General features: G+C 42.0%; 13 protein-coding genes. 7 read left to right on the top strand and 6 right to left on the bottom strand.

The annotated features are described in order from the left end of the window. Both V2I46_12990 and V2I46_12985 read right to left on the bottom strand, forming a co-directional pair. The coding region (locus tag V2I46_12990) for a PKD domain-containing protein (protein ID MEE4178414.1) at positions 1–499 on the bottom strand (499 nt) is incomplete at its 3' end. Positions 500–854: 355 nt separating this feature from the next. Then, positions 855–3,740, bottom strand: a complete 2,886-nt coding sequence (locus V2I46_12985) for a triple tyrosine motif-containing protein (GenBank protein ID MEE4178413.1) — start codon at positions 3,738–3,740, stop codon at positions 855–857. Positions 3,741–4,052: 312 nt separating this feature from the next. Between V2I46_12985 and V2I46_12980 the strand changes: the two genes are divergently transcribed. The 6 genes from V2I46_12980 (at position 4,053) to V2I46_12955 (ending at position 7,582) form a co-directional block, all read left to right on the top strand. Then, the gene (locus tag V2I46_12980; protein ID MEE4178412.1) at positions 4,053–4,439 is read left to right on the top strand and encodes a tRNA-dihydrouridine synthase; all 387 of its coding nucleotides are present in this window, start codon (positions 4,053–4,055) and stop codon (positions 4,437–4,439) included. Between the two features lie 104 nt (positions 4,440–4,543). Beyond that, a complete protein-coding gene (locus V2I46_12975) occupies positions 4,544–4,837 on the top strand; it encodes a tRNA-dihydrouridine synthase (protein ID MEE4178411.1) in 294 nt (97 codons plus the stop codon). Beyond that, positions 4,834–5,052 (top strand): hypothetical protein, encoded by a 219-nt coding sequence (locus tag V2I46_12970; protein MEE4178410.1) that lies wholly within the window; start codon positions 4,834–4,836, stop codon positions 5,050–5,052. The genes V2I46_12975 and V2I46_12970 overlap by 4 nt, the downstream gene beginning before the upstream one ends. 226 nt (positions 5,053–5,278) lie before the next feature. Beyond that, complete coding sequence (locus V2I46_12965; GenBank protein MEE4178409.1) at positions 5,279–5,563, top strand: hypothetical protein; 285 nt, start codon at positions 5,279–5,281, stop codon at positions 5,561–5,563. A 57-nt stretch (positions 5,564–5,620) separates the two neighbouring features. Further along, complete coding sequence (locus V2I46_12960; GenBank protein ID MEE4178408.1) at positions 5,621–6,694, top strand: phosphatase domain-containing protein; 1,074 nt, start codon at positions 5,621–5,623, stop codon at positions 6,692–6,694. 15 nt (positions 6,695–6,709) lie between these two features. After that, positions 6,710–7,582 carry a diacylglycerol kinase family protein gene (locus tag V2I46_12955; GenBank protein MEE4178407.1) on the top strand — a complete coding sequence of 291 codons (873 nt, stop codon included), beginning with the start codon at positions 6,710–6,712 and terminating at the stop codon, positions 7,580–7,582. Positions 7,583–7,652: 70 nt separating this feature from the next. Here the strand turns inward: V2I46_12955 and hflC are convergent, their stop codons facing one another. From hflC to V2I46_12935, 4 genes are all read right to left on the bottom strand, one after another. Further along, a complete protein-coding gene (gene hflC / locus V2I46_12950; protein MEE4178406.1) occupies positions 7,653–8,591 on the bottom strand; it encodes a protease modulator HflC in 939 nt (312 codons plus the stop codon). Positions 8,592–8,609: 18 nt separating this feature from the next. Beyond that, positions 8,610–9,584, bottom strand: coding sequence for an FtsH protease activity modulator HflK (gene hflK / locus V2I46_12945; protein MEE4178405.1), 975 nt, complete (start codon positions 9,582–9,584; stop codon positions 8,610–8,612). Between the two features lie 258 nt (positions 9,585–9,842). After that, positions 9,843–10,313 (bottom strand): AraC family transcriptional regulator, encoded by a 471-nt coding sequence (locus V2I46_12940; protein ID MEE4178404.1) that lies wholly within the window; start codon positions 10,311–10,313, stop codon positions 9,843–9,845. A gap of 5 nt (positions 10,314–10,318) precedes the next feature. Next, positions 10,319–10,600, bottom strand: a complete 282-nt coding sequence (locus V2I46_12935) for a hypothetical protein (GenBank protein MEE4178403.1) — start codon at positions 10,598–10,600, stop codon at positions 10,319–10,321. A gap of 217 nt (positions 10,601–10,817) precedes the next feature. Here V2I46_12935 and V2I46_12930 point away from each other — a divergent pair. Next, positions 10,818–11,524: hypothetical protein (locus V2I46_12930; GenBank protein ID MEE4178402.1), on the top strand; the 707-nt coding region annotated here is incomplete at its 3' end.

The raw sequence follows: 11,524 nt of genomic DNA, 5'->3' as shown, positions 1-11,524 counted from the left end.
GGAAATACACACAGGGGCGAATCCCGTTATTCTCAAGCGACCACCAACTGCGGGGGTCATCCACACTAGGGCCAACACCCATACTGGTGCCCACGCGATACAAGCGCCATGTTTTGGAGGTCTCGCCTGCCAGAAGGGTGAGTGCTTCAAAGGGATCCTTGATCTCAATAAGCTCTTCAAAAGTTGTGCTTACTCCAGCTGAGTTGGTTGCTGTAAGTACAACAGTATAATCCCCTGCTGAGGCATAGGTATGGGTCGGGTTTTCCTCGGTAGAGGTTTCGCCATCCCCAAAATTCCAGCTGTAGGTTTCAGCATTCTGGGAGAAGTTTGTAAAAGTTACTTGCTGCCAGTTTTCTTCGCTCACTTCATATTGAAAACTTGCGATCGGATCCTCAACGGGCTCTTCTTCTTTCTCGCAGGAGGAAAGAGTGAAAACCGACATTACTCCAAAGAGTATTGCAGCCTGGAAAAAACGTTGCCGTAATTTAAATCTTTTCATTGTTTGTTTTGTTTGGTTAAGTAATGGAACAAAAATTTAGCTTGTTTGGAAATATTGAGGGAATTAAGAAAAAGCTTGAATGTGAATTTCTTATAACCACCGCATTCATTTTTTACAATTTCTTAACAAAGTAAACCCCTGTTCAAAAACAAGGCAAATTTCAGGATGCATCAATAACTCAACAAAAGCATTTTTTACTACAACATAATTACATCATTATAATTTTAATTAATTGTTTTTCAATATAATATAATAATAAAAGTAAAAAAATGATTTCTCATAATAAATAATTCATTTCAGAGTAGCTTGATAATTAAGGTATCTTTTTAAGTATCTTAAATGAATGAAAATTTATTTAAATTGACATAATATACTCGGTCAGGTTTGTGTTTCTGTCAAGGTTCATTTTGGTCCTCAAACGATAGCGGCTAATCTCGACACCCCGTATAGAAATATTCATAAGGGGAGCAATTTCCTTGGTAGAAATATTCATCCTCAAATAAGCACAAAGTCGTAATTCCTTCGGAGTAAGGTTTGGGTGTTTTTCTTTTACCCGTATTATAAAATCCTGGTGCACCTCATCAAAGTAATTGTTGAATAATTCCCAGCTTTTTTCATTGCGTAGATCTCTGTTGATTTTCTTAATTAAATTATTCACAAACTGTTTTTCAAGTTTATCTGAAGTGGAGTTTTTCAATATTTTATTTAAGTCGTTTCTGATCGAAGTAAGGGTTCTGTTTTTTTGAATTAAGTGGAGGGTAGTATTGGCCAACTCTTTATTCTTAAACTTCATTTCGCTTTGCAGGCTTTCATTGCGTAGCTGAACGATTTCCTTTTCGCTTAATGCAGTTTTCTCTTTAAAGATTTGTTCACGTTGGGCAAGTCTTTTTTCATGCCTGATTTTTTCCCTCTGCCTGATTTTTAGAATTCTCCTTCTTACAAAATAAATATTACCTGCAATGATAAGCAAGATAATTACTGAGTAAAAGAAATAAGCTGCGCGCGAACGCAAAAATGGAGGTGCAATAGAGAAGGAGATGGATTTCACCTGGCTTTCTGTTCCAAAAGCGTTGATTGCTTTTACTTCAAAGGTATAATTACCTTCCCTTAAATTGGTATATTCCTTAAAATTAATGCCATCATAAGCAGACCAACTGTCATCAAAGCCTTTTAAACGGTATGAAAACAAGATCTTTTCAGGATTTTCAAAAGCTGGGATTGTAAATCTGAAACTGACTGAATTATTTGTAAAGGGAATTTTCTCTAGTTTCTTTATTCTCTCTTCAGATAATCCATTTCTAAAAAAAAAGCGAATTGGATCTTGTTTTCCATAAAAAGAAACTTCATTGAAAAAAACCTCCTCTTCTAAACTGTAATCCTTGATAATTGTTGGGTCATAGTGGATTAGCCCATTCTGAGAACCAATAAATACATTCGTCGGATTATGAACATAAATATTCTCAAAAGAAGGCAATAAATTTTCATTTATTCTGGAAAATGGTGCGGTAATGTCCCGGAACGTTCCATCTTCAAGAAGACGGATTATGCCCAGGTATTGGTTAGTGAAGTACCACAAATTCCCATTTTTATCCTGGTGAATCTTATCAATAAACCCCTTCCCTTCAAAAGTCCGATTTATCTCCTCTGGCATATAAAAAGAGTGATTGTCCTGATTATACTGGAATAAACCGGATTGGGTTGTGATAACCATTTGATTATTTATTGTTTGAAGGTTATATGGCAATCCCGCAGGAAGTCCTGACCTTGACAAGAAAAGCTCCGCGTGCGTTACCTCGTCAAAAGATTCGGATAGTTGAAGTTGAAACAACCCCCTGTAGCCATGAGAAATCCATAGGTTATTTTTCCCATCAAGAAATATGTTTCTGCTTGATTCTTTAAACCCCTTGACCTCGTCAAGAAATTCCCATTGGCCATTGATATTCAACAACCTTACCAGCCCGGTATAGGTTCCTGTCAGGATTATATTTTCAAGGGCAGGAAGTTCCAAGAACGACCAGAATCCTCTGATATCAGATATTTGTCTTGCTTTAAAGCCTTCAATTTGAAAACACCCAAAGTTATGACCGCAAAACAAGGTGTTTTCAATTACTTCAAGCGTCCATACCTGTCCTTCGGTGCCTTTGAGGAGCCTGAACTTTTCTTCAGTTAAGCCTGCCCCACTGATTTTGGATAATTCGGCTGCGTACAATCCCTGGTTGGTACCCACATAAAGAATTCCATTGTGAACCCGGCTGGTGTAAGCACTTTCAATATTGTAATTGTAGTTGAGGATTGTCAGGGGCGAACTTATCTCAATATAGTCTATCCCATTGTCAAGCCCGAGCCAAAGGTTTTTGCGGGAGTCCTCGAAGAGGCTGAGAATGGTATTGTTCTGTAAACCTTTGTAACGGTTTAAATGTTGAAGGACTTCACCTTGCCGGTCACTGATAAAAATACCGCTCCGGACAGATCCAAAAGCAAAATTTCCATCTGAAAGTTTAATGGCCGAAAACAAATTGTTTAGCTTCAAATAATCACTAATCTCTACATCCCATGGAGATAAAACGCTCCCGTCAAAAATATAAAGCCCTTCATTGGAAGTACCGATAAGCAGTTTTTCGTTTTCAAGAGGAAGTACGCATCTAATTTCATTTCGGAAGAACACCGGGTGGTTGCTTATCAATTGAAGGCTGTCATTTTCAAAAAGCATCAAACCATTCTCGTTATCAACGATATAAAAGCGACCATTTACAAAATGCATAAAACTGAAATTGCTTTCCGGTTCAAAAACCTCAATTTCATTTCCTGAAAGAACAAAGATATAATTGAAGGATTGGAAGATGACCAAGCCCTGGTATCCATAAATACTCCATATTTCATCATAACTTTTAAAATCACTGGGAATTAAATGATTAAGCGAATGAAAGCTTAACTCACCATTTTCATTTGGGGCCAGGTAACCGATTTCTTCAAAAGCTCCAATGTAAATGGTATCCCCAATTGCCAGGACTGACCTGACAACGGATTGATTAGGAACGGGGTATGTGGTCCAGTTTGTTCCATCATATTCCAGCACACCATCATTATTGCCAAAATACATAAACCCCTTGCTGCTTTGGGTTATAGACCAATTTTGCGTGCTTGCGTAATAGGTAGTCCTTGCGTAGTTTACGATAGCGGGTATGCCAAAATCTTTGATCTGCCCAAAGGAAATGAAGGGAAAGAGAATAATGACAAACACGGGAAAATACTTTCTTAATTGGTCCATCGATCTCAAAGAAATTGGGTGGAGTGATCTTTATATCAGGGAGCCTAGGGATATTGAATCCTCAAATTTTCAACTTAAACAAATGTAGGAATTAAAAGCATTTTCTCAAAACGCAGCACTAAAATACCAAATTTTGAAATTTTTCCCGTAGAATGTTTCCATTATTTTAAGATTGGGTGTTGAGTCTCCAACCCAGGGCTATTCAAACATTTTTTCCTGCCTTTTGTTGATACAGGGGTTCTAACCATTTAAAGGTCAAATTCTGGAAAAGAATTCCTTTAACTTTTGGGCCCAATCTGCCAGCCCTTGTTCATCCTGGCCCCGATGGAGGATGTTACCGATACCGCTTTCCGTGAATTGGTGCTGCGGCTGAGCGATCGCGGGCAGCTGCACGTACTTTATACTGAGTTTACTTCAACCGATGGGTTTTGCCATCCGGTTGGACGTGATAAGGTGAACCATCGGCTGAAGGTCTCCGAAAGCGAGCGCCGCCTTCTCAGGGAAAAGGACGTTAAGATCGTGGTACAGGTATGGGGCAACAAGCCTGAGAAGTATTTCCAGGCCATCCGGAATATTGAGGACAACTTTGATTTCGATGGCATCAACATCAATATGGGCTGGCCGGTAAACAACTTTGTGGCACACGGAAGTTGCTCGTTCCTTATCAAATAGGAACGCCTGGCCGGGGAGATCATTGCTGCTACCCGCGAAGCTACCCGACTGCCTCTGAGCGTAAAGATCCGCCTGGGGTGAAGCAGGTGGAAACTGAACGCTGGATGCAATTCTTATTGCGGCAACCCCTGGATGCCATCATCCTCCAAAGTCGCATTCAGAAGCAAATGTCCGAAGGGCAGGCCGACTGGAATGAGATCGGCAAGGCCGTGAAAATGCGCGATGAGCTGGCACCGCATATCCACATCATTGGCAACGGGGATGCAGAGTCTGTGGCGGATGGTCTTGACCGTTGCCATTCTTATGGGACAGATGGGGTTATGATTGGCCGTGGCATCTTTAAAAACCTTTGGCTATTTTCACCCGGAAAGGGAGAATTTAAGCCCGAAAAAAAATGAAAACCTTGCTGGCCCAACTCGATGTATTTGAGAGAAACTGGGGAAACGAAAAGCACTTTTCCAACCTCAGGCGTCTCTTTAAGATATACCTCAATGGATTCGTGGGCGCCGCAGAACTCAGACACCGGATGATGCAGGTTAACCATTTTTCGGAAGCCCGGTCCGTAATGGATGATTACAGGAATTTAGTGAAAGGGGAGAGGATTGAAAATTAGCGCCCCTTTTCCTGGGATAACCGCATTGATCAATTCTTTTGCTTTTCGCCTATTTGTGCTCGAATGACTGACATAATATCTTTATGATCGGTTTGAGTAGTTTTTTCTTACAAATGGACTCATTTTTTTTATTTCTCTGTTGAGGTCAGACGTTCCATAACCCCTCAAAGATTGCACTTTCGTTTATTTTTCAATAACTTAGCAAATAACCCCAAAATTTATTGTCATGAGCGATTTCGATGAATACAAAAAAAGGATGATTGTTGGTATTGAAGACTGGCAGGCTGATCTGGAGAGACTTAAAAGTCAGGTTGAAAAAACGGACCCTGAAAAACAAAAAGCACAGCTTGGAATAATCTCTAAACTGGAAGAGGAGATTAAGAAAGCCAAATCCAGCTTTGGTGAGTTTGAGCAATCAGGAACAGAAGCCTTGGAAGAAATTAAAAAAGGGCTTGATAATGCATGGGAGGACATATCCAGGGCATTTCAAGAAGCAAAGTCTAAGTTCTGAATTTGTCATCTGCCAACACCAAAAACTTAAGCCCGGCATTTACCTAATAGTTGATCTTTGTCCGAATGGTTTAATTTGGGAATAGAATGTATGTTTAGCAGATTATTAACATTACCTTTTCGCTTGGCCTTTGGGCTATTGAAAAAGAGTCTTGGAAAGTTGGGAGCTCTAAGTATTGAGCCTTTGTATGCTTTTGGAAATGAACATACTCTCTTTTTTAAAGGGCGGGTCGTTGAGTCTTACAAGCAAAGCAAACCATCGGAGAATAAAACCTACCTGCAAAATATTCTTGCAGCTTTCAGGCGATATGCCGGCAGCAGCGTTCCGAACATTAGGGTAGAGGTTTTTTTCCATGAAGAGAAAAAGGTCCTTACCAGTGATCCGGAAGGGATAATATCCTGTGTCTTCGAAAAAGAAAGTCCCATTTATTCACAAGATGAGAAAATGGGGTTACGTTTAATTCCAGAACAAGGCATTGATCCATTGCAAGACCTGGTATTCGCAAAGACAGTGCGGTTTCGTTCTGACATGCCCAGAGGAATCATCTCTGACATTGATGATACCGTGCTGATTTCTCATGCCACCCGTGTGGGTAAAAAACTTTGGCTTTCCATATCAAAAAATGCCTATACGCGCCGGCCATTCCCAGGTGTAAGTGATTTTTACCAAGCCTTGAGTGCTGGTGGTAAAAACCCGATATTTTATGTGTCCTCCAGCGATTGGAACCTTTTTGATATGATTCAGGACTTTCTGCGATACAGAGGAATTCCCCCTGGCCCTATTTTGCTGAAAGATTTGCATGTTGACCTGCATAATATATGGAAATCCGGCAGAGGGCAGCACAATCATAAGTTTGAAAAAATTGAGATGCTGTTGGGACTTTTTCCCGGCATGAAATTTATTCTTATTGGAGACAGCGGGCAACATGACCCCGAAATTTATGCTAAAGTGATCAGGGATTTTCCTGGAAGAATAGAGGCAGTATACATAAGAGAAATAAAACTTGCTTCACGCCAGCGCAGGATCCTGCTTAAGACCGGTATTGAGGATCCCGGCGCTCCTGATATGACTTTTGTGAAGGACACCCAGCAGGCCATGGCTCATGCCAGAAATCACGGATTGATATCTTAAACGCAACCTAACCTCATGAAAACACTCTTTGTATTTAATCCCGCCTCAGGAAAGGGTGTAGATAAGGAGCAGGTTTTGGAGACCCTTAAGTCCAGGCTGGATGATATGGAGTTTAAGATCATGGAAACAAATGAAAAATTTAATTCCAATCGCATTTTGGAGGCGCTGAAGGGGAATGAATACGAAAGACTGCTTATTGGAGGAGGGGATGGAACCATAAACATGATTTCTCAGGCCGTTTTAAATGCTGGGATTAAAATCAACATTGGAATTATTCCTTTGGGTTCTGCCAATGGATTAGCAAAGTGCCTTGGAATAGAGGATATCCCGATGGCCATTCAGGCTATTGAAGATAACAGCGTCAATAAGGTCGATGCGCTTTCCGTGAATGGAAACATTTGTTTGCATCTTAGCGATTTTGGATTTAATGCCGGGTTGATTAAAAAATTTGAAAAGGAAGATGAAAGGGGAATGATCAGCTACTTTAAGAGTTCTCTCAAACAATTTTTAGAAATGAAACCCTATCGCTTCACCCTAAAAATGAAAAAGGAAGAATTCTCTGTCCAGGCTCACATGCTTGTCATTGCAAATGGCGACAGATATGGCACCGGGGCGGTTATCAACCCCAAAGGCAGGATCGATGACGGGAAATTTGAAGTGATCTCAATAAATATCAGGGGCCTTGACGAGATTTTATCCCTTTCCCTGGCTCTTTTCAACGGCCAAATTGATAAGCTCGATCATGTCAGGATTTGGTCGTGCACTGAAGCTGAAATTCAAAACCATGACGATGCAGAATTTCAAATTGATGGGGAGTTGCAAAAGACCACAAAAATAGCAACGGTCAACAAAGAAACTGATCAGCTTAGTTTCTATGGGTTTTTGTAAAAACCTCACAGACCTTAAGGTTTTCCGTTTTATTCTCTTTTAAGAAAGTATCTGTTTTTTTTCTTTCAATTTACCGCGTATCTTTCAGGTACTTAAACAATTCATTATCGGTAGTCAGGATAATGCTGGTTTGCTTATCCAATGATTTCTCGAGGGATTCCATGGCCCGAATGAAACTATAGAGGTCTCTCGACATGGAAGAACGGTTATAGGCTGAGGCATAAACTTCTGTAGCCTTTGCATCGGCCCGTCCCCTTATCATTTCGGCCTCTTTGATAGCCTCCGATTGTATTTGGGCCAGGTCGCGTTCCTTGTCGCCTTCAATCTTACGCGCCTCCCCCTGACCTTCTGAGCGAAACTGATCAGCGATTCGGTTGCGCTCACTGATCATACGGTCGTAAACGCGCTCCCTAACCTCGGCCACATAATTCATTCGCTTAAAGCGAAAGTCTAAAATTAAAATCCCCAGGTCGGCCGTCCTTTCATTGGCACGCTTCAGAACCATGGCTTCAATTTCTTCCCGGCCAACGGTGATGTCTTCCAAAATTTCCAGTTCCTGCAGGTAATCCTCATAGACTTCCGGGGTGCGGTTGGTTGAACGCACCAGGTCAAGGAGCTCATGGCTGGCAATAGCATTACGGGTCTCTCCATCAAGAATATCATCGAGGCGCGATTGTCCGCTGCGTTCATCGCGCAGGCGAATAAAAAACTGAAGCGGATCGGTGATTTGCCAGCGCGCGTAAGTGTCAACATGGATGAACTTTTTATCCTGCGTGGGGACCTGATTAGGATCACCATCCCATTTCAGGTATCTTTTATCGAAGTATTGGACTTTTTGAATAAAAGGGACTTTATAATTTAGTCCGGGCTCCGTGCGGGCACCGCCAACTGGCTTGCCGAACTGGGTGACTATGGCCTGTTGCGTTTCATCGAGAATGAACATGGTGCTCAGGCTAAGAATCAGTATCAACACAAGGGAGGCAAGGAGTATGATATGTTTGGCTTTCATGTCTTTCACTTTTTGGGGTTAATTGCTTTGCCTGATCTGGTCAATATTTAGCAGGGGCAATACGTTATTGCCTTTTTCATCGACAATGATCTTGTTTCCGAGTTTGGGAAGTATACGTTCCATGGTTTCATAATAGATGCGCTTCTTCGTTACATCCGGTGCTTTTATGTATTCATTGTAGAGTGAGTTAAAACGATCGGCCTCCCCGATGGCCCCGTTGACACGGTTCAGGGCATATGCTTCTGCCAACTGAATGGTCTCCTGTGCTTCACCCCTGGCTCGTGGTATAACCCGGTTGTATTCCGACTCAGCCTGATTAATCAGTGTTTCACGTTCCTGCTGTGCTTCGTTCACGGCGTTAAAAGAGGGTTTTACTGGATCGGGTGGATTGACATCCTGGAGGACAACCTGGTCAATCCTGATGCCGTTTTCATATTCATTGCACATACGCTGAAGCAGAACTTCTACACTTGAAGCGACTTCCTGACGGCCAACCGTAAGCACTTCATTCACGGTACGATCACCCACAATTTTGCGCATCGCTGCCTCAGACATGTCGTGCAGGGCATCTTCGGCTTCGCGAACACGGAAAAGATAATTGTATGAGTCCACAATGCGATACTGTATCACCCATTCCACATCAGCCAGATTGAGGTCACCGGTTAGCATTAACGACTCATCTCGATAATTGTCCTTAGCATATTGAGAACGAACTCCGGCTTCTATTGTCCGGAAGCCAAACTCCTGCTTAAGCTGTCTTTGGACGGGTATCTTAAACATCTTTTCCAGTCCATAAGGCACAATAAAGTTCAGGCCTGGCTGTACCGTCCGGTTATACTTGCCAAGAAATAATACAAGGCCTTCCTGCTCGGGTCCAACTGTTTTAATAGATGTAAGCAAGGCAATCAAGACCAACAGGCCTATTAGTAACTTCCTAAGATTTTTTTTGATCATTTCCACCATCCTGCGGAACTGGAGTTCTTGTTCGTTCATTTTTTATTGATTTTATGTGTGAAGCTGGGTATTTTCAGAGAGATCTTTCAAACCTTTGAAAGTATAAATGTACTATTGTGACAGTTGAAAACCTAATTTTTCGTTTCCTGTCTAAGGTGTTTTGAAATGAGGAAGAATTCTTCTTTCTGTTATTATTTTTGAAATTAGTGGAATTCTTTCTGCTTGAGAGATGCTCCTAAAGTTCTCTGTAACAGGATGGCGATTGCCCGGTAGTTTTTAAAAGAAGTGGCTGAAATGTTATGGTTCTGAAAAACCAAGCTTATTGGCTATTCCCTTTATGCTTTCGCTCGAAAACTTCAGATCACGGCAGGCCTTGATCAAAAGTTTTTCCTGAATGATTGATTTGGCAGAGGTTCCCATAACCCGCTTCATGACCTGGTTAAGGTATTTTGGGGAGAGGTGCATCATTTCAGCATACCTGCTTACTTGGTGCGTTTCAGGAAAATGGCCTGCAACCACTTGCTTATACCGGGCCAAAATGTTCACCTCGTGGCGGTTTTTTGTTTTATTCACCTTGACATTGCATTTGCTTTCGCAATAGATCAGCAAGGTATTAAGCAGCGAATCAGCGGCCTTTTCAGGGTTGGGGATCTGTGATCCGTTAAGTTCTGCAATCCTTTCCACCAGGGTATTCACCCGCTCACCTATCCTGGTGCTAAGCACCATCACGGGGACATCTCCGCTTCCGTTGTAAATGCATAAGTGCATGATTTTCAGATTTTAAAGGGTTTTTTAAGGAAAAAGTCCTGGTGAAAACTTACAATCCATCCCTGGGGCGGTGGATGGCAAAAGAATCTGATATCCACCTGGCAGCCGAGTGAAAGAAAGGCAATGGTGTTGGGGTAAACTGGACAAGTGGTATATTCAAGCTGAAAACCGGAAACCCCTCCCGCCATACAGAGTATCTGGTAGTTTTCCGGATCACAAAACCTGCGGTTTTTTCGATCAAGCCTTCTTACACGAATGCCTTGTTCGTTTATTTTTTTCCCGATCATAACTGGAATTTGCGGAAAAATTTTCAATAATAATAATAGCCTGTCAGACTTATTCTCCTTTTTGCTCCCGGGTGCTTTCAAACATTTCGTGGAATTCATATGTGAAGGAATCCTTGCGGAAAAATCGCTTCTTTGTGAAATTGGCTTTTATTTTTTATTGAAATTGCCTAATCTTACACTCCCGAATTGGCCCAACAACCTTCAACCTTTTTAACCCATGAAGAAATTAACTTTGTTTGCTTTGTTTTTCAATCTCTTTGCAACAGCTTTGCTGGCACAGGGTTTTGAACTCTATGAACCAATTTCAACTTACCAGGCCGACCTCAGGGTTCTCGAGCGTAAATATGCCCTGCGCGAGAGCCAGGAATACTACGACCGTATCAATCAGCATTACAATGAATGGCTGTCGACCATTGAAAAAATAGACTTTGATCAGCTCTCCTACGATGGGAAACTGGATTACATCCTGTTCAGAAATCACATCCTGAAAAGCCGGTTTCTGCATCAGCTGGCAGAGGAAGAGTTTCAAAGGGTGGAATTTGTGACAAACTTTGCTCGTGACCTCTACCAGTTCGTCAGAAACCGCCGGAGGGGGGGGCCGGTCAATGGCAAGGATGAAGCTGCCTTGTTTCATCAGTCTAACCTGGCATTCCAGGAAGCCAATGAGAACCTTGAAGCGGTCAGGCCTTTTGCCAACTGGATGGAGGCTGACAAGGCAGGTGATGTGATAAAGAGCCTGCGCGAAAATGTCAACGAAGCCTGGCAGTTTTATTATGGCTACCATCCGGCGTTTAGCTGGTGGACAGAAACGACTTACCGCGACCTGGAGGAAGCCATGATAGCCTATGAGAAAAGCATTCGCGATCATTATGCAGGTGATGCTGGGAAAGACGACGGCAGCGGGATCGTGGACAAGCCTATTGG

The sequence above is a fragment of the Bacteroides sp. genome (assembly GCA_036351255.1).
Classification (GTDB): domain Bacteria; phylum Bacteroidota; class Bacteroidia; order Bacteroidales; family UBA7960; genus UBA7960.
The sequence above is the reverse complement of the archived record's forward strand: the minus strand, read 5'-3'. Positions and strand labels throughout refer to the sequence as shown.

What these genes read in the sequence shown, in the direction of transcription:
- V2I46_12975 (MEE4178411.1), top strand. Translation starts at nt 4,544, where the DNA reads ATGCAATTCTTATTGCGGCAACCCCTGGATGCCATCATCCTCCAAAGT.
- V2I46_12965 (MEE4178409.1), top strand. Translation starts at nt 5,279, where the DNA reads ATGAGCGATTTCGATGAATACAAAAAAAGGATGATTGTTGGTATTGAA.
- V2I46_12935 (MEE4178403.1), bottom strand. Translation starts at nt 10,600, where the DNA reads ATGATCGGGAAAAAAATAAACGAACAAGGCATTCGTGTAAGAAGGCTT.
- V2I46_12940 (MEE4178404.1), bottom strand. Translation starts at nt 10,313, where the DNA reads ATGCACTTATGCATTTACAACGGAAGCGGAGATGTCCCCGTGATGGTG.
- V2I46_12955 (MEE4178407.1), top strand. Translation starts at nt 6,710, where the DNA reads ATGAAAACACTCTTTGTATTTAATCCCGCCTCAGGAAAGGGTGTAGAT.
- hflC (MEE4178406.1), bottom strand. Translation starts at nt 8,591, where the DNA reads ATGAAAGCCAAACATATCATACTCCTTGCCTCCCTTGTGTTGATACTG.
- hflK (MEE4178405.1), bottom strand. Translation starts at nt 9,584, where the DNA reads ATGAACGAACAAGAACTCCAGTTCCGCAGGATGGTGGAAATGATCAAA.
- V2I46_12970 (MEE4178410.1), top strand. Translation starts at nt 4,834, where the DNA reads ATGAAAACCTTGCTGGCCCAACTCGATGTATTTGAGAGAAACTGGGGA.